This is a genomic window from Pedobacter sp. D749, assembly GCF_019317285.1.
Classification (GTDB): domain Bacteria; phylum Bacteroidota; class Bacteroidia; order Sphingobacteriales; family Sphingobacteriaceae; genus Pedobacter.
Genome location: NZ_CP079218.1, coordinates 3,433,047 through 3,452,396, shown reverse-complemented (window position 1 = coordinate 3,452,396; position 19,350 = coordinate 3,433,047). Strand labels below are relative to the sequence as shown.

The window sequence follows — 19,350 nt, the reverse complement described above, 5'->3', positions numbered from 1 at the left end:
ATATTCAGGTGCCTATATCGGTGGTGTCCACCTCTTCCCATTCCGAACAGAGAAGTTAAGCCCACCAGAGCCGATGGTACTGCGGTAACACGTGGGAGAGTAGGTCGGTGCCAGATCTTAAAAAGAAACCCCTCAACAGAAATGTTGAAGGGTTTTCTTGTTATAATGGCTTTGTGAAGTATATTATTTAAAACTGTTAAAGCATTAAAAGGGATTATGCAAAGGTTCTTTTCTTAATGTCCTTAATCCCTTAATGGTAAAGGGGCCATAAATTTTTCTCACCATCAAGGCGTTAAGCAAAGTTAAGGGTTTGCTCCCGCAGATCACGCTGATCTCCGCAGAGGCCATTCCATCATCCGTTTTACATCTTACCTATTTTCCTTCTTCTTTCCTGTTTAATAGCCCTGATGGGAGTGAGCACAGAGCCAATTCTTCATTGGCGGAGTAAAACGTACAGCAGGCAGAACCCAGCCTAAATGCACAGGGAACTGCGCTCCAAAAAATAAAAAACAATCAACAAGAATTACATTAAATTCATCACCTACAGTCTATAGGGTGCCATTTAAGAGTATCTTACTGATTTTGATCACATTTAAAACTGATTTAGCGCTAAATATGTTAATATCATAAGGTTTGCCACAATATTTGGTTATCTTTGTTTTTAACAAAAATATAAGCATAAATAATGAGTTTTTTTGCAGATAAAAGAAGGGAAGTAATGATGCATATTGAAAAATATATGCTGGAGTCGATGGGAACTTATTTGAAACCGATCGATACTAACTGGCAACCTTCTGATTTTTTACCAGATTCTACTAGTGAAACATTTTATCAAGATATCAGAATTTTAAGGGATAATGCAAAAGACCTTTCTTACGATTTAGTAGCCGTTTTAATTGGCGATACCATTACAGAAGAAGCTTTACCTACCTACGAATCGTGGTTAGCCATGGTTGATGGACATAGCAGAGACGAGGAAGGTGGTTGGATGAAATGGGTTCGCCATTGGACTGCAGAGGAAAATCGTCATGGTGATTTGCTAAATAAATATTTATACCTCTCAGGCCGTGTAGATATGCGCCAAATGGAAATCTCTACGCAGTATCTTATTGCTGATGGTTTCGATATTGGTACTGGTCACGATCCATACCGCAACTTTATTTATACCTCTTTTCAGGAGTTGGCTACCAATGTATCGCACAGAAGGGTTGCTTCTTTAGCAAAAAAAGATGGCGATACTTTATTGTCTAGAATGTGTGGTGTAATCGCATCAGATGAAGCCAGACATGCAAAAGCCTATAAAGATTTTATGAACCGTATTTTCGAGGTTGATCCTAATGAAGCGATGTTGGCTTTTGAAGATATGATGCGTAAAAAGATTGTAATGCCTGCACATTTCTTACGTGAGGTAGGTTTGAAAATTGGTCAAACATTTGGTCACTTTACCGATGCTGCGCAACGTTTAGGTGTTTATACTGCGATCGATTATGTGGAAATTATGCAACAATTGATTGAAGATTGGAAAATAGAAGGTATGCGTGATTTAAATGAAGCTGGTGAACAAGCCCGCGATTATATTATGGCTTTGCCTTCGCGTTTATTACGTGTTGCAGAGCGTATGAAAACACCAACCATTGATTATAAATTTAGCTGGATTGCTGGCTAGGATATTTAAATCTTTAGTTATAAAATATATGAGCCCTTATCAAATCGATAAGGGCTTTTTTTATTACATGTTTCTTCTATATTGTCCACCTACCTCATAAAGGGCTTTGCTAATTTGACCTAAAGAGCAAATTTTACAGGTTTCCATCAACTGTTCAAAGATGTTATCGCCTGCAATGGCTGATTTTTGCAATTGTTTCAGTAAATCTGCTGAACGGTTTGCATTACGGTCCTGAAATTTTTGCAATGCCGAAATCTGGTACTGCTTTTCCTCTTCAGTAGCACGGATTACTTCGCCTGGAACAATGGTGGGTGAGCCATTTTTATTTAAAAAGGTATTTACACCCACAATTGGGTATTCGCCGGTATGTTTCAAGGTTTCGTAATACAAACTTTCTTCCTGGATTTTTCCACGTTGATACATGGTTTCCATCGCACCTAACACACCACCGCGATCGTTTATACGTTTAAATTCGGCGAGAACGGCATCTTCAACCAGATCAGTCAGCTCTTCGATAATGAAAGCACCTTGTAGTGGATTTTCATTTTTCGCCAGACCTAATTCCCTATTGATGATCAGTTGGATTGCCATTGCCCTTCTAACCGATTCTTCGGTAGGCGTGGTAATGGCTTCATCATAAGCATTGGTGTGAAGTGAATTACAGTTATCGTAAATGGCGTATAGTGCTTGTAAAGTGGTTCGGATATCGTTAAAATCGATTTCCTGGGCATGTAAAGAACGACCAGAGGTTTGAATATGGTATTTAAGCTTCTGTGAACGATCGTTCCCTTTATATTTATTCTTGATGGCTTTGGCCCAAATTCTTCTGGCTACGCGACCGATAACGGCATATTCAGGATCAATTCCATTGGAGAAGAAGAAAGATAAGTTAGGTGCAAAGTCATCAATATGCATGCCCCTGCTTAAATAATATTCTACAAAGGTAAATCCATTGCTTAGGGTAAAGGCAAGTTGTGAAATTGGATTAGCGCCAGCTTCGGCGATGTGATAGCCGGAAATGGAAACCGAATAAAAGTTCCTCACTTTTTCATCGATGAAGTATTTCTGGATATCACCCATCATCCTTAAGGCAAATTCTGTAGAAAATATACAGGTATTCTGTGCCTGGTCTTCTTTTAAAATATCGGCCTGAACGGTTCCTCTAACTGAACTGATGGCTTTTGCCCTTATGCAGGCATAAACATCGGCAGGTAAAACCTGGTCACCCGTAACACCTAAAAGCATTAAACCTAAGCCGTTGTTTCCTTCCGGAAGTACACCATTGTATGATGGCCTTTCTATATTTTTTGCTTTGTAAATTGAAGCGATTTTAGCCTCAACTTCTTCTGTTAAACCATTTTCAATAATGTATTTTTCGCATTGCTGATCAATTGCGGCATTCATGAAAAAGCCCAATAACATTGGTGCGGGGCCATTGATAGTCATAGATACTGAAGTGGATGGTGCACAAAGGTCAAAACCTGAGTATAATTTTTTTGTATCATCCAAAGTAGCAATACTTACACCCGAGTTTCCGATTTTCCCATAAATATCGGGGCGGATATGTGGATCTTCGCCATAAAGGGTAACAGAATCAAAAGCTGTAGATAAGCGGTGCGCCGGCTGACCTAGAGAAACATAATGAAAACGTTTATTGGTCCGTTCGGGCCCACCTTCTCCGGCAAACATCCTGGTTGGGTCTTCACCATCTCTTTTTAAAGGAAATACGCCTGCCGCATAAGGAAATTCGCCTGGAAGATTTTCGGTTAACAGCCACCTTAAAATATCACCCCAATCTTCATACCTTGGTAAGGCTACTTTTGGGATATTCAATTTGGAAAGTGATTCGTAAAATAAAGGTTGTTTAATTTCTTTATCGCGGACTTTATAAATGAAAAACTCTTCTTTGTGAGCTCTTTTGGTTTCTGGCCATTGGCGAAGTAAACGTTTGCATTCGCCATCTAATTGCTCTTCAAAGAATTCATAGGTTGCATTTAGGCTTTTTGACACCCCGTCCTGCGGACACCCCTCTGGAAGAGGGGAATTATTCTCGCTTAATAAATCGATTACACCTTTAAGCTGGTACATTTTACGGGCAATAGTAGACTGCTTATCTACCCATTCGTTATATGTCTGGCTTGCTTCGGCAATTTCTGCCAGGTAGCGGATGCGATCGGGTGGAATAATATAAATCTTCTCTGATTGATCAGAAGTTAATTCCATTTTGGCCTTAAAATCGGTTCCGGTTTTTAATTTAATCTGTTCCATTAAGGCCACAAACAGGTTGTTCATGCCCGGATCATTAAATTGTGATGCCATGGTGCCGTAAACAGGGATTTCGTCATCTTTGGCCTCGAAAATATTATGGTTACGTTTGTATTGCTTGCGTACATCACGTAAGGCATCTAAAGCGCCTCTTTTATCGAATTTATTAATGGCTACCAAATCGGCGAAGTCCAACATGTCAATTTTTTCTAACTGCGTAGCTGCACCAAATTCGGGAGTCATTACATAAAGTGAAACATCGCAATGTTCAGTGATTTCAGTATCCGATTGGCCAATGCCCGAAGTTTCTACAATAATTAAATCATAACCTGCCGCTTTACAGATATCGATACTTTCCTGTACATTTTTAGATAAAGCAAGGTTAGCCTGACGGGTGGCTAAAGAGCGCATGTACACCCGTGGATTATTGATGGCATTCATACGGATACGGTCGCCAAGCAACGCCCCGCCTGTTTTTCTTTTTGATGGATCTACTGATATGATCGCTAAAGTTTTATCTTTCACTTCTACCAAAAAACGCCGAACCAGCTCATCTACTAAAGACGATTTTCCGGCACCGCCAGTTCCGGTAATGCCTAAAATAGGCGCAGTGTTATTTTTGGAGAGTTTTTTTAATTCATCAACAAATTTCTGAGCACCTTCGGGATCATTTTCTGCAACCGTAATAGCCCCAGCAATGGCTTTGATATCTTTTGTTGGAATGGTTTCGAGCTCGTTAGTGATATTGGCTTTGGTAACGAAATCGGTTTGGATCAGCATATCATTGATCATGCCCTGTAGACCCATTTTACGGCCATCATCCGGAGAGTAGATTTTAGAAATTCCGTAAGCCTGGAGTTCTTCAATTTCTGAGGGTAGTATTACGCCGCCACCACCCGCAAATATTTTAATATGTTCCGAACCTCTTTCTTGCAGAAGATCGTGCATGTATTTAAAATATTCGATGTGTCCGCCCTGATAAGAAGTCATTGCAATACCCTGAACATCTTCCTGAATGGCACAGTTTACCACTTCATCAACCGATCGGTTATGGCCAAGGTGAATCACTTCGGCACCTGAAGATTGAAGGATACGGCGCATAATGTTGATGGTAGCATCGTGTCCGTCGAAAAGGGATGCAGCGGTTACAAAACGGATTTTATTTTTAGGCTTATAGATTTCTACTTGTTGCATACTACAGGATTTAAAGGATGGATATGCTCTGGTAACCAATCCTTGTTTCCAAATATATTTGGTATGCAAATGTACTAAATTAAGCAGCTTAAAGCACGAATACCCTATACCGTTATGGCTTTTGGTTCAGTTACAAATTTTGTCCGAACTGCAGTAAATAACCGTTATTGTCGTAAATAGCAAACTCCCTCATTCCGTAGTCAAAATCTTCGAGCGGATAACAAATTTTGCAATGATCTTTTAAACTTTCCCATAGTGCAGTCACCTCGTTAGTTTTGATGTAAAGTGAACCACTCATGATGGATTTAGGAATATTGCGATGCTCATTAGGGCTACAGAACATGATTTCTATCTCATCTTTGCGGAGGGTTAACCAACTCAGGTCTTCGAATTTTGATGCGCAGGTGAAATTTAAAATTTCGGTATAGAATTTTAGCGTTTCTTGCATATCATGCGATTCGAGCATGGGGGTAAGTTTGGTAGCGGTGTATGTTGACATGATGTTAAGATAAAATATAGTTTATTTTTTACCATATAAGACATTTGAGACCATATAAGCTCAATGCGAAATCAGTGTATATAATCTTAGGTGTGCTAAGGTGACTAAGTTGGTTGAGAATAATTAGTTGTTTCCGTTTTTCTACCACCTAAGTCGACTAAGTTCATGTTAGTGGTAAGCTATCATTCTAAATATCTATAAAACAAAAAAACTATGCTGGTGAGCATAGTTTCCTTAAATTATTTGTTTGTAATCTCTGTGATTGGTTCTCCAACATTACCATTTGGCATCTGAATATGGAGCAGCGCAGCCAGCGTTGGTGCAATATCGGTCATGTAATGTGTTTTATTAGAAGCGCCTGATTTGATTCCCCAGCCCATAAAAACCAATGGAATGTGTGAATCGTATGGGTTCCAGTTTCCATGGGTTGTACCTGTACTGCTACCGTTAAACCAGTTTGGTTGTAAAACATAATAGATATCACCACTTCTACGTGCATTGTATCCGTTGGTAATCATTTTTTTCTGGATTTCCTGAATTGTAGCCTGTGATATTTTAGCAATATCAACTGCATTCTGGAAACCATCTAACCTTTTTAAGAATTCTACTGATGCTGATTTAATTACATCGAAACTCACATCACCTTTGTCGGTTTTATCATGATCGAAAATGATCTGGTTGTTCATCGATCTTAAAACCACATTATTTACTTTAAATTTATCATTTAAGTAAGCATTTAATTTGTCTGCGATATCACGGTCACTCACTACGCCTGAAGGTAATTTGTTCTCCTGCATAAAACCTGGTACATGCGCAGCTCCATGATCAGCAGTTAAAAATACGGTATAATTTCCTTTACCTACTTTTTTATCCAGATAATTGAAAAACTCTTCGAAATCTTTGTCTAAACGTAAATAAGTATCTTCTGCTTCTACAGAGTTCGGACCATAGGCATGACCAACATAATCGGTAGATGAGCAGCTAACCGCCAGGAAATCGGTAATATTATCCTGACCTAAATCTTCTGATAGGATGGCTAATTTGGCCAGATCTAAAGTAATAGTATTGCCATAAGGGGTGCTTCTGATGGCATCGAAATTTTTATCAACGTTTTGTGTTAATTGGTGAGGAAATGTGCTTGATTTACCTTCGTAAGCATTCTCATCTTTGGTACTGTTTACATAGGTATTGATGGGGTATAAAGTTTCCCAGTTTTTTGCATAAAACTTGTTCGCTAGTTTCAGTTTATTATAATCGGCAATCCAGGTGGGCACTTCTTTCATATAATAGGTGCTGGTAATCCAGTTTCCGGTACTGCCCTGGTACCAATATGCTGCATTTGCCGCGTGGCCGGCTGGAAGGATCGAACCTCTATCCTTTAATGAAATACCGATTACTTTACCTTTAAAGTTCGTGGCTAATCTCAACTCATCGGTAATGGTAGTGGTAAGCATGTTTTTCGGTGACATATTACCTTCTGAAGAGGGTGTACTGCCAACCGTTGATACTGTAGAGTCTTCGGTACAATACACACTCTTTTTGGTTTCAGGATCGTACCAATCGTTACCGATAATACCATGAACAGCCGGAACCGACCCCGTGTAAATACAAGTATGGCCACATGCCGTATAAGTAGGTGTATAAGGGATGAAGGTATTTTCCACAGAAAAACCCTCGTTGATTAATCTTTTAAATCCGCCATTGCTATAGCGGTTATAGTAGCGGTATAAATAATCCCAACGCATTTGGTCGACCACTAAGCCAACCACCAATTTAGGGCGTGCAACCTCAGCTGGAAATGCTTTTGAAGGTACTGCGGTAGGTTTTTTGGTTTGAGCTGAGGAAAGTGAGATCGAAAAAATAGAAATGGTAAAGATTAAACGGGATATTTTATTCATTGTGTTTTAGTTAAATGGCTAAAGTAATCAATTTAGATAAAGCTAATTTGAAGTTTATGTAAAGATTTTATATCGCTTCGGCCACTACAAATGTACTTCCACCTATAAAAATAAGGTCATTTGTGCCGGCTGCCTGAATAGCAGTTGCTTTTGCTTCGGCAACTGATGCATAAATGTATCCGTTTAAGTTAAATGCTGCCGCCTGTTCTTTTAGTGCGTTAGCAACTAAACCACGTTCTAAATCAGGTTTGCAAAAATAATAAATGGCATTTTTTGGCATAAGAGACAACACTTTCGAAATATCCTTATCGTTTACCATACCAAAAACAATGTGCAGGTTTTGATATGGAGTTTGTGTAATGTTTTTGATTACCTCCTTAATTCCCGCTTCGTTATGGCCGGTATCGCAGATGACTAAAGGATTTTTAGATAAAGTTTGCCAACGGCCCTGCAAACCGGTTTGTTTTTTTACCTGGCTTATTCCTTTATAAATACTTTCCTGATCGGTTTTTATTTCAGTTTTCTCGTTCAGTACTGCCAGAGTTTCTAAAACGGTTAGGATGTTTTTATGCTGATAAACACCGGTAAGGTCGCTTTGAAGATCTTTGTATTTGATTTTACCATCCTGATAAACGGATAAAGAAAGTTTACTGTTTTTTATTTTAAAATCCTGGGCAGTTAACACTTGATCAGCGAAAACAATAGGAGCGCCCTCAGCTTTGGCTTTTTTGATAAAAACCGGTGCCGATTCTTCCTGGGTTTCGCCAATTATTACCGGAATATTCTTTTTAATGATGCCTGCTTTTTCACCTGCAATTTCGGACAGGGTATTGCCCAGCATATTCATATGATCGAGGCTGATGTTGGTGATGACCGAAATTTGTGGTGTAATGATATTGGTAGAATCTAACCTTCCGCCTAAACCCACTTCGATTACAGCTACATCTACCTGATGTTTGGCAAAATGATCGAATGCCATGGCAACGGTGACCTCGAAAAAAGAAGGCTCAGTTTTTTCGATCAATTTTTGTTGATCTTTTACGAACGATACCACTTCCGTTTTGCTCATCATTTTTCCGTTGATGCGAATGCGTTCGCGGAAATCTTTTAAATGGGGAGAGGTGTAAAGCCCCGTTTTGTATCCCTGTGCCTGCAATACTGATGCTAACATGTGTGATGTAGATCCTTTACCGTTAGTGCCCGCTACATGGACACTCTTAAATTTATCTTGCGGATTATCCAAAGCCTCACAAAGAATAATGGTATTGGTTAAATCTTTTTTGAAAGCAGAGGCACCAACGCGGGTAAACATCGGGAGTTTACTGTATAAAAATTCAAGCGTTTGTTGGTAGTTCATAATTTGCGTCAAATATAATGGATTGGCGTTTGAAGTTCAAATGAGATTGACTTCCGAAGTTTTGAAATTTGGGATTTGGGGGAGGGAGAACTTCTGAAGTCTAGGTGGTGTTCTGTGAAGACACAGACCATGGCAAGGGAAATATTTATATTAACAAAAAAGGTCTGTGAAGACACAGACCTTGGTTATTTAATTTATTTTTTATTTCACTTTGAAGTTAAACATCACAATTCCGGTTTGTACATCGGGAGCTGATTCCAGTTTATTTAAACTCGCACCTAAAACAGCCTGTTCACATTTTCTCCAGAGTGCTAAATCAGATAGGGTAGTGCCTTTTGCACCCGCACGGGCCTGAACCACTTTACCATTTTTATCAACCCGGATTTGAACGGCAATTTTTCCTGCACTTTGCCCATCATCCTGTATCCTTGGGATATCGATAAATTTTCTGCTGGCCAATGATAACTGTACATTACCATTTCCGGAACCACCTTCTCCATAATTAGAAGCCAATGGATCGCCATCTTTATCGCCCTGGTTACCTGGTGTTTTTCCGGTGCCGTCTCCTTGCCCCTGACCAGTATTTTTTTTGCCTTTGTAAAGTGCATTCTGGTTAATTACCGGTTTGGCCGGCTTGTCTTCAGTTACCGGAGTTGGTGCTGCTTTAGTTGGTTTTGTTGGTTTAGTATTTACGGCAATAGCATCTTCAGTATTTTGTGTCTGCACTTCTTTATCGCTACTTTCGGTAGAGGTAGTTGGTGTAACTTTTTCTTCTGGTGTTACCTTTTCTGGTGGCTTGCCATTTGCATTTGGATCAGCCGATGGCTCTTCAATGCTGGTATAATCATCACCCATTCCTTCTGCTGAAGTACCGTAATTTACAACCATACCGCCCATACCCACTTCTTCAGGTGGCTGGAAAGAACCAATCACTATAAAAAAGCTGATCAATAATAAAAAACCCATAATTCCGCTTGCTATGGCAATGGCTTTAGGGTAATTATTTTCTTCGTTAGGTATTTGTGCTTTGTAGTTCATTATTTTTTAGGCTCAACGGCTACAACAAGTTTTAATTTCAGTTTATTGGCAATGTCATTTACCACAAATCCTTCCTGATATGTCACATTGCGCGATACATATAAAAGAATGGTCATATCTGGTGCTAATTTTTGGTATGATGCCAACGTAGGCTCTAATTCTTCAATACTAACCGGTTTCTTTTCAACGAAATATTTAAGGTTTTCATCTATTGTAACCGTAACTGCTTTCTTGGCGGTAGATTGCTGTCCGCTTGAAGATTGTGGTAACAATAGTTTAACTACTGTAGGATTAACCACGGCAGAGGCCAGTAAGAAAAACAGCATCAGGAAGAACATAATATCGTTCAACGCTGAAGTATGTACTTCTACCGATCCTTTTGTTCTTTTGCGTAAGTTCATTATTTGCCTGGTTCTTCTAATAAATCAATAAAATCAATTGCATCGGTTTCCATTTTAAGAATGATTTTTTCAACCATAATGTTTAAAATGTGGTACAGTACATAAGCGATGATACCAATAATTAATCCGGTTGCTGATGTAATCATTTTGGTATATAAACCACCAGAGATAGTACCGATTTCAATCGCACCTTTTATTGATACTTGGTGGAAAATGGTAATTACCCCCACAATTGTACCTACGAAACCAAGCATAGGTGCAATACCTGCAACAATACCCAATATACTGATGTTCTTCTCTAATTTAGAAACCTCTAATTTACCAACGTTTTCAATCGCGCCTTCAATATCTTTAATTGGGCGACCAATGCGTTTTAAACCTTTTTGCAACATCCGCGAAAGGGGAGAGTTATTATTTCTTAACAGCGACATTGCGCCTTCTAAATTTCCAGATTGGATATAAGACCTGATCTGTACAATGAGGTTAGCCTCATCTTTAGTGGCTTTTTTGATGGTTAAATAGCGTTCAACAAAAATAATCAAGGCTAAAAAAGCAAGAAAAACCAAGGGGATCATTACCCAACCGCCTTTAAAAAGCAGATCGATAAAATGTAGTTCTGGCTGTGGCTGTGTTACTGCTTGGTTAACCGCATTTGCTGTGTCTTGTAATGCTTGTGTGGTGTCCTGAATTAATAAAGTTATCATTATGGTTGTGTGTTGTTAGATTTTTGTTGTACGAAATAGCCTTTTCCTTTTAGTTTTTTCTGTAAAATATCTTTCTGTTCTTTAGCTTCTTTTTCAGTTGTAAAACTCGCTATGCTTACCTTTTTTAAACGACCAGGTACTTTTGCGATTTCGGCACTTAAACCGATTTTTTCCATTTGCTTAATAAATACAAGTGCTTTTTTCTCGGATTGAAAGGACGCTGCAATAACATAAAACGTAGAAGGACCAGTGTTTGGTACAATTTTATTTTCTTTTGGTGTTTCTACAGTAGGGTTGGCTACAGGTTTTGATGCTGTTTTTTTAACCGTATCGGTTTTTTTCTGAACCTGATTGGCTTTTAAAATGCTATCTGTTTTGGCTATTGAATCTTGTTTTGCTTTTAAGGTATCAACAGCAACCTTTGGCGAATCGACAATTACTTGTGCTGGTTTTATTGCTTCAGTACTTTTGCCTGTAAATAATTCGGGCTTAACCAAAAAGGTTATCGCTGCAATAACAGCTAAAGCTAAAACTGCAATTGTAATCATCAACCAGGTAGACATACCTTGGCGCGCTTCGTTTCCATGTTCAATTGGGTCATGGCCAAAACGGTTAGGATGCTCTGCATGTTGCTCTTTTATAAACGCCGGAGCCTCAATTACAGGTTCTTCATTTTTAGCCTCGTCTTCTAAATTGATGTATGTTTTTGGTTCCTCCGGTTCTGATCTAAGCGAGAAGCGGCTTGGACGTTCGCTTTCCTGGATAACTTTTTCTGGTAATTCAACTGGTTTTGTTTCTATAAACACCGAAGTATTTTCTGTAGCCTTTACTTCCTCTTGCGTATCGTCATGCTCTGGTGTTTCTATCGCATCTTGTTCAGCAGTAGTATTTTCTACCTCCGATTCTGGTGTATGGCCAAAACGGTTAGGGTTTTCTTCGTGTTGTGTTACAACCGATTCTGGTATTGCTACTTCTTCAATAGTATTTGCTACTTCCTCTTGCGTTTCAGCAGATACAGGTGTTTCTATTGCATGATGTTCAGCAGCAATATTTTCTACCTCCGATTCTGGCGTATGGCCAAAACGGTTAGGATGTTCTTCGTGTTGTATTACAACCGATTCTGGTATTGCTACTTCTTCTATAGTATTTGCTACTTCCTCTTGTGTTTCGGCAGATTCAGGTGTTTCTATCGCATGTTGTTCAGCAGCAGTATTTTCTACTTCCGATTCTGGTGTATGGCCAAAACGGTTTGGATGCTCTTCGTGTTGTCCCTTTATAAATTCTGGTGCTTCAACAACCTCTTCCGAATGTTTTAAAGTATTTTTAAGATCATCTTTAACTTCATCAAGTTCGATATTCTCAATAACAGGAGGCTGATAAGACTTGTTTTCGAAAGGAGAAGGGGCAACGGGTGCTTCGGCAATTTCGTCGAAAACTTCTTCCTCTTGTTGAGGTAAACCAGGTTTTGTTTCCTCAATTACGGTTTCTGCCAATGATGGAAGTCCATAAAATTCAGAACCATAGTTCATGTTTTTCACCGGTTCGAAACTTATTCCTTGTTCAGTAAAAAATAAGCGGCCAGTATTTTCAAGTTCGGCTTCGTGGTTTAATTCTAATTTTTGATTTACTTCTTCAACAAACTGTTCGATATAGTATTCGGCAGTATCATTGGAGATATTTCTTTTAGCAGCAATAAAATCAGCTAAGGCTGCTTCTTCAGTTAAATCAGTAGTAAACTGCAGGGTATATCCAGGAGGTAAAAACGTTTGTTTTTCCTTATCGTATCTTCCCGGGTATTTTTTTTTATAAAAGGTGCCCAAGCCGGTAATACCAACTTCTTTGCGTTGCTGCAAAAGTTCTAACAGGTATGATAAGATATCCATTCGGGTAAAATTAAGCGTTTAAAATTAAAAATTATATTCTACCTTCAAATAGTGTCTATTGATGTTTTTACACATCATATTCCAAAAAGGGGACAAATATGGGTACAGTTTTATTATTCCAATCATGAAAAAATCACAATCTTTAAACTTATAGCTGTATCCGTGCAAAGATAACGGTTACAAAGATAGAAATGGTATGTTAGTAAGCAAATCGCTAAATCGATATAATACCGAATGGCATGGTATGCAACAGGATGGGGAATAAAAAAAGCAGGACAGCTTATGCCGTCCTACTGGTTATATTTATGGCGATTACTGATTATTAAATTATATCTCTTAAAGTACAGGTTTTATGATTTATCTGTTAAGGTGTGTATGTAGTGGTTTTGCCACCATATAAGTTGCTTGATATGCTTGATAAATAAGTATGCACATCGCTGTTGGGTAAATTATAGTAAAGGTAAATGCCATAACCATTATTAACGGTTTGTGTAGCTAAAGATGCTGCTGTAGATGAGCTGGTAGCCTGAATATCTATTGCTGCAGGACCAAGATTTGCTTTGGCCAATCCGGGTATATTTGGAACCGAATAACTTCCGTAGATGGCATTCCAGCTATAGTTTACTTTAGATCCTACGGTAACGCCGTTATATGATAATCTTGATGCTGCCGGGCCATAGAAGTAAAATGAAATGATTTTGTTCGGCAGTAATGATCTCAATGCGGTTATGAGGTATACAAATGAACTGGAATTTGGCTGGCCGGTACCGTTATTACCATATTCTGCATATTCATCATCAAAATCAATACCATCAAGCCCATAAGTATTAACGGCATTTGCCAATTGCTGCGCAAAGGCCTGTGCCGAGGCTTGAGAGGTGAAATTACAAAAGCCTGCACCCTGGTGGTTACCCAAAATGGAAAGCAGCACTTTTATACCCTTATCTTGTAAAGGTTTAATGTAAGTTGTTTTATTATTCAAAACATTGGAAACATTTGTGTTGAAGAATAATTCAGCTTTTTGAGTTGAGGTATTGTAATTGATGTTGGCAGCAAAAATAATCGCAATGTCGAACAGCTGTTGCCCTGTAGAAAGTTTATACTTTCCTACGTTTCGGATATCGGCATTGTTCACTTCTACATAACATACACCTTTTGGACCAGTTACACCGATTGCCGACGGAGATGCGGTTGATTCTTTTTTAGCCGGACCAGTTAAGGTTTCATCCTGGGTAATGTCTTTTTTCTTACAGCCGCTAATAGAAACGGTTAAAAAGAATGCAAGGGCTAATGCCACATTTTTGCATGTTAACGATTTGGTAGTTGTCATAATTTTTATTTTAAATTGGTTAGAAATTGATTGTAATCGCTACAAACAGGTTTTTATTCAGAGAGATATTATATTTTATTGATGTTCATCCTGTAAATCAGGAATTAGAAGGATGGATGGGTTTGCTTTTTCAGAGAGATCAACTTGCTCTAAAAGCATAAATAAAGCGAATTGAGTTTACAGCAATACGCCGAAAAGGGTAGTTTTCTCATAGGTTAAAAAAAAATTGGTTAGAATTGGTTTGATATAAAAAAGGCAGGATAACTTTCGTCATCCTACCTGGTATTTGTGTGTTAAAAATTTGCTTTGTTAACGTCCCACCATAATCTGGTGCCGCCGTTGTCCGGTCCGCCAAGCAAGGTTACTGCTTTACGCACCTCATCCTTATTTCCATTGCCGTATTCTGCTGTTGGATATGGCAATCTGCGAATTTGTAATTGGGTATTGATTGTACCACCGCTATTATTGTTGGCTACTGTAAACAATTTTGGATAACCAGTTCTGCGGAAATCAGCCCATGCCTCAGCTCCGTCAGGAAAAATAGCCAACCATTTTTGTGTAATAATGCGTTCTAATTTTACTTCGTTAGATGCAGTTCCATCCCATTTAACAGTAATGGTACTTGCTGCAGCCGCATTGTTAGCCGGGTTTTTCGGATCTACATAGTCAGTTGGTTTACTTGTTGCATCAGCTAAATAATTGCCAATATTGGCATTCCATTGTTGCATTGATGTAGTGATACCAGTTTCATAATTGGTCTGTGCATCTCCTGCACCTGTCCAGCCGCGTAAAGCTGCTTCAGCTTTTAAAAACCAAACCTCGGCAGCCGTCATTAATATTTGCGGCGCCTTTTGCCCTATAGGTGCTTTTGAGTTATCTGGAGTAGAAGAATTTAAACTCGAATAGGTTTTGTAACCCGCTTTGCCCAAACCATTAAAAGAAGTATTGGCTCCTGATCTGATTCCTACATACTTTCCTGCAAAAAGAGGATCGGTAGCTGGCGTGCAGTATATTGATAAGCGGGGATCAGCATAACCCACCATGTATGATTCTAATGCTGCGCCCATGGCGTTATCTCCATCGTAATTTACAGTTACATTCCAAAGGTCGTTATTTCTGTTTCCTGATTGGGCAACCGCTGCGTTATCACCTGGCACAGTCATCAATCCACCTGGTGCAGCCATTGCTTTTTCTGCCTGCAGCTTTGCTGTAGCCGGATCAACTTTAACAATGCGCATGGCCAAACGTAACCTCAACGAATTGGCTAATTTAAGCCATTTTGCAACATCTCCACCATAAACCAGATCTCCGGTATCGTAATAGGCTTTTTTGCCTGGATTTGCTGTGATAAAAGTTTGCAAATTATTTGCTGCTGTATCAATCTGTTTGAAAAATTCGTTATAAACGGTTTTCTGGTCATCGTAAGGTTGAGAAATCAATGATTTACCTGCTTGCGTATAGGGAATCGGGCCAAATTTATCGGTTACCCTGTCCATTGCAATTACCTGTACCAAAAGAGATATACCCCACGATTCAGGCGCAGTTGTTTTTAAAGGTGATATGGCAATTTTAGAAATTGGTGCCATTACATTGGTATACTGGTCGTTAAAACCGGTTTCATTCCAGCCGTTATTAAGCGAATAGTTCATGTTGTTGATCCCACCGCCAAATGGTGTTGGAGGCATCATGTAACCACTAAATGCATCAGAACTTAAATTTTGAGCAATCTGGTAGTTGGAAAATATATTTTGCTGAATAGGCCCGATTGCTGATCGCAATAAGGCTAAACTCTGTTCTGTAGTTGGTAAATTATCGTTGGTGTTAAAACTTTCAAAGTTCTTCTTACAGCCCTGGTTTAAACCCGCAGCGGCTAAAAGTAAAACTAAAGATAAGCCTTTAATTTTATGTTGTGATAAATGATATATCGATTTCATGTTTGTTCGGATTAAAATAAAACATTAAGGTTAAAACCAAAACTTCTGGTAACTGGTTGGTTAAAAACGTCAATTCCTGATAAACCATTACCGGTAGACATGGTTACCTCTGGATCGTAAGGTGCTTTTTTATAGAAGTAAAACAAGTTTCTACCAATTAGCGAAAGGCGCATGCTTTTAAATGTTCCTTTTAAAGGTAAGTTGTAACCTATTGAAGCTTCGCGCAGGCGCACAACAGTAGCACTATAAACATATTCGCCGGTTACACCGTTTCTATCACCTAAGAAAGAATAATAGCTTTGTGGATTAATGGTAGCCGAAACTGCTTTTCCGCTGGCATCTACTCCATCAATTTTAACACCGCCTTGTGCCCTTGCATCGCCTGATGCTTTTGAGGCACCAGCCTGATCCATTAATGCTTCGGTTAGTGAAAGTACCTTACCGCCAAACTTACCATCTACCAGGAAGCTTAAGCTGAAGTCTTTATAGTTAAAACTGTTATTCCAACCCAATTGAAATTTAGGGTTTGCATTTGCAATCAGACTATAATCTCCACTTTTAACCGGGAAATAAGGGTTTGCAGCTGTTCCATCACCACTTAATATGATACGGCCATTAGCATCTCTTTGCAAAGTATAGCCATAAATATCGCCATAAGATCCACCGGCTGCAATACGCGAGATATATGCATTATTACCACCACCTGTTAAATCTATCGAATTTAGACCCTGTGAAGCGGCTACATCAATAATTTTGTTTCTGTTTAGTGATCCATTTATAGCTGTATTCCAGTTCAGACCATCGCCTTTTAATACGTCAGCTCCTAAAGTAAACTGTATACCCTGATTTTGAACATCGCCTGCATTTAGGTAGCCTGTAGCCACAAGGCCAGAAGGTGCCGGTTTAACAGGAATGTATTGATTTTTGGTGTTTGTTTTATAATAGGTAAAGCTAAAGTTTAAGCGGTTGGCCAGAAAACGCATGTCTGTTCCAATCTCGAAAGATTTTGTTCTTTCTGGTTTTAACTCAGCAAATGCCCTGTTAGTGTTAATGTTAAGTGCACCACCATTACCCAAAGTATTTTGGATAAAGGTTAAGTAAGGTGGCACTGCATTACCCACCTCAGCATAAGTACCTCTTATTTTGGCATAAGTAATGGCCTCTGGCAGTTTAGCCATTTGAGATACAATAAATGACAAACCTACCGATGGATAGAAATAGGAAATATTTGGTGTGAATGCAAGGTTCGAAGACCAGTCGTTTCTACCTGTTAAAGTTAAGAACGCCCAATCTTTATATGATAAATTCGCATTTGCAAATACGGCTTGTAACTGGCTGTGGAAAGCATCATTTGCTTTAGTTGTGTTTAATATATCCGAAGTATAAGTGCCGGCATTTGCTACAATGGTATTATTCGGTGTAAATAAATCAACCGCACTTAAATCGCCTGCTAAAGATAATCCCGTTGTTTTCTGATCGTTAATGCTACCACCAATTAATCCGTTGATCTTAAAGTCTGATCCTTTTAATGGCACGGTTACATTTAATATCGCATCAGCATATTTTTGGATAAAAGTTTGCGTATTCTGCGATAAGTATCCTTTGCCATTTGAGTTAAAGTTTCCGTTGATACCAGAATAGCGTCTGTTTTCGAAATCATCAGTAGTACGGTCTATATTTCCCCTTACCTGAAGGTTTAGCCAAGGTGTAAATTCATATTTCACATTTCCACTTAATAAAAAGCGGTTTCTGATGGCTGTGTTTGGGTTAAGGTTGGTTAAAAACCATGGGTTCTGGTTAATATCTGCAGAGCCACCTAACCAGTTCTGACGGGCAGTACCTACATTGCCTGCAAGCAGATAATTGTCTTTATAAGGTGTGATATCAACTCCTCTTGGAAAAAGATAAAGACCAACCAAAGGGTTGTTATACAATCCAATTGATGGGCTATTGTTGATGCGTTGGTTAATATAATTCACATTTCCATCAACAGTTAATTTGTTGTTTAGAAACTTGGCGGTTTCACGCAAATTAATATTATGCCTGTTTAATTTATTACCTTCCTGTATGCCACTTGCATAAGTATTGGCATAAGAAAAATAAGTTTGGGCAATTTCAGATCCGCCAGAAAAATTGATTGAATTGGTTGCGTTTGTTCCAGTCTGGAAAAACTGATCAAGGTTATCAGTAGTGTTGTTAATTGCTGCTCCCCAGCTGTCTCTGGTGGTAGTAGATGCAGGGCCATAACTGTTTTGAAATTCGGGTTTGTAAGCTATTTTATCAAAAGTTAAACTCGACGAAAAACCGATCTGTGTTTTACCTGCTTTACCTTGTTTAGTGGTAATTAAAATTACACCATTCTGTGCCTGGCTACCATAAAGTGCTGCTGCAGATGCACCTTCCAGCACGGTTAAACTTTCAATATCATCGGGGTTTAAATTCGATATCCCATCGCCACCGTCCTGGCCGCCACCAAAAATACTGTTCTGTTGCGCATTGGCATTACCGTTATTGCTGATAGGCACCCCATCAATTACATATAAAGGCTGGTTATTGCCGCTTACCGAACGGCTTCCCCTTAAAATTACCTTGGCTGAACCACCAACACCCGAAGAACTCGGACTGATCGTCATGCCGGCAACTTTACCATTTAATGAATTTACCAGGTTGGGGCTTTTCACTTTATTCAGTTCCTCGCCAGATACCTGTTGGGTAGTATATGTTAAAGATTTTTCTGATCTTTTTATCCCCAATGCCGTTACCACTACGGTTTCGAGGTTTTTAGAATCTGGAGTTAACGATACATCAAGGGTGCTTTGTGTACCAACGGTAATTTCTTTGCTCTGGTAACCTATAAACGAGAATACCAAAACATCACCTGTTTTAGCTCCAATGCTATATTGGCCAGAAGTATTAGTTTGTGTTCCACCTTGTGCACCTTTAATGGTAATGGTAACGCCGGGTACCGGTTTACCGGTTTCATCTTTTACCGTTCCTTTAATTACATCCTGATAAACGGAATGATAAGAAACTGCACGTTTAAAATGATCTGCTGGTGTAGCTGCATACAGACCTGCCGATGCATAAAGCAATAAGCATGTGAGCTGTAGAGATTTTTTCATATTCATTATGAATAATTTTGAATAAGTATTTGGTTAATTGTTTGCCGCCTTCCGGATTC

12 protein-coding genes and 1 rRNA gene are annotated in these 19,350 nt (G+C 39.0%); 2 read left to right on the top strand and 11 right to left on the bottom strand.

Features of this window, described 5'->3' with window-relative positions:
- Nucleotides 1-4 precede the first annotated feature (4 nt).
- Nucleotides 5-116 (top strand): 5S ribosomal RNA (rrf, locus tag KYH19_RS13890).
- 569 nt (nucleotides 117-685) lie between these two features.
- Entirely contained in the window at nucleotides 686-1,666 is a 981-nt protein-coding gene (locus KYH19_RS13885; RefSeq protein WP_132395346.1) for an acyl-ACP desaturase, read from the top strand.
- Nucleotides 1,667-1,729: 63 nt separating this feature from the next.
- Here the strand turns inward: KYH19_RS13885 and KYH19_RS13880 are convergent, their stop codons facing one another.
- From KYH19_RS13880 to KYH19_RS13830, 11 genes are all read right to left on the bottom strand, one after another.
- Nucleotides 1,730-5,125: a methylmalonyl-CoA mutase family protein gene (locus KYH19_RS13880; RefSeq protein ID WP_219075562.1), complete on the bottom strand. Its 3,396-nt coding sequence runs from the start codon at nucleotides 5,123-5,125 to the stop codon at nucleotides 1,730-1,732.
- A 130-nt stretch (nucleotides 5,126-5,255) separates the two neighbouring features.
- On the bottom strand, nucleotides 5,256-5,624 hold the full coding sequence (locus KYH19_RS13875) for a VOC family protein (protein WP_207908377.1): 369 nt from the start codon (nucleotides 5,622-5,624) through the stop codon (nucleotides 5,256-5,258).
- A 239-nt stretch (nucleotides 5,625-5,863) separates the two neighbouring features.
- Nucleotides 5,864-7,522, bottom strand: coding sequence for an alkaline phosphatase PafA (gene pafA, locus KYH19_RS13870; RefSeq protein WP_219075561.1), 1,659 nt, complete (start codon nucleotides 7,520-7,522; stop codon nucleotides 5,864-5,866).
- Nucleotides 7,523-7,589: 67 nt separating this feature from the next.
- The gene (locus KYH19_RS13865) at nucleotides 7,590-8,879 is read right to left on the bottom strand and encodes a folylpolyglutamate synthase/dihydrofolate synthase family protein (RefSeq protein ID WP_219075560.1); all 1,290 of its coding nucleotides are present in this window, start codon (nucleotides 8,877-8,879) and stop codon (nucleotides 7,590-7,592) included.
- Between the two features lie 201 nt (nucleotides 8,880-9,080).
- On the bottom strand, nucleotides 9,081-9,917 hold the full coding sequence (locus KYH19_RS13860; RefSeq protein ID WP_116253336.1) for an energy transducer TonB: 837 nt from the start codon (nucleotides 9,915-9,917) through the stop codon (nucleotides 9,081-9,083).
- Nucleotides 9,917-10,318 (bottom strand): biopolymer transporter ExbD, encoded by a 402-nt coding sequence (locus tag KYH19_RS13855; RefSeq protein ID WP_132395341.1) that lies wholly within the window; start codon nucleotides 10,316-10,318, stop codon nucleotides 9,917-9,919. Before KYH19_RS13855 ends, KYH19_RS13860 begins: the two co-directional genes overlap by 1 nt.
- Nucleotides 10,318-11,022: a MotA/TolQ/ExbB proton channel family protein gene (locus KYH19_RS13850; protein ID WP_132395340.1), complete on the bottom strand. Its 705-nt coding sequence runs from the start codon at nucleotides 11,020-11,022 to the stop codon at nucleotides 10,318-10,320. The genes KYH19_RS13855 and KYH19_RS13850 overlap by 1 nt, the downstream gene beginning before the upstream one ends.
- Complete coding sequence (locus KYH19_RS13845) at nucleotides 11,022-12,905, bottom strand: SPOR domain-containing protein (RefSeq protein ID WP_219075559.1); 1,884 nt, start codon at nucleotides 12,903-12,905, stop codon at nucleotides 11,022-11,024. Before KYH19_RS13845 ends, KYH19_RS13850 begins: the two co-directional genes overlap by 1 nt.
- A 364-nt stretch (nucleotides 12,906-13,269) precedes the next feature.
- A complete protein-coding gene (locus tag KYH19_RS13840) occupies nucleotides 13,270-14,235 on the bottom strand; it encodes an endo-beta-N-acetylglucosaminidase H (RefSeq protein WP_219075558.1) in 966 nt (321 codons plus the stop codon).
- A gap of 293 nt (nucleotides 14,236-14,528) precedes the next feature.
- Nucleotides 14,529-16,169 (bottom strand): SusD/RagB family nutrient-binding outer membrane lipoprotein, encoded by a 1,641-nt coding sequence (locus KYH19_RS13835; RefSeq protein WP_219075557.1) that lies wholly within the window; start codon nucleotides 16,167-16,169, stop codon nucleotides 14,529-14,531.
- An 11-nt stretch (nucleotides 16,170-16,180) separates the two neighbouring features.
- Entirely contained in the window at nucleotides 16,181-19,291 is a 3,111-nt protein-coding gene (locus tag KYH19_RS13830) for a SusC/RagA family TonB-linked outer membrane protein (RefSeq protein WP_219075556.1), read from the bottom strand.
- Nucleotides 19,292-19,350 lie beyond the last annotated feature (59 nt).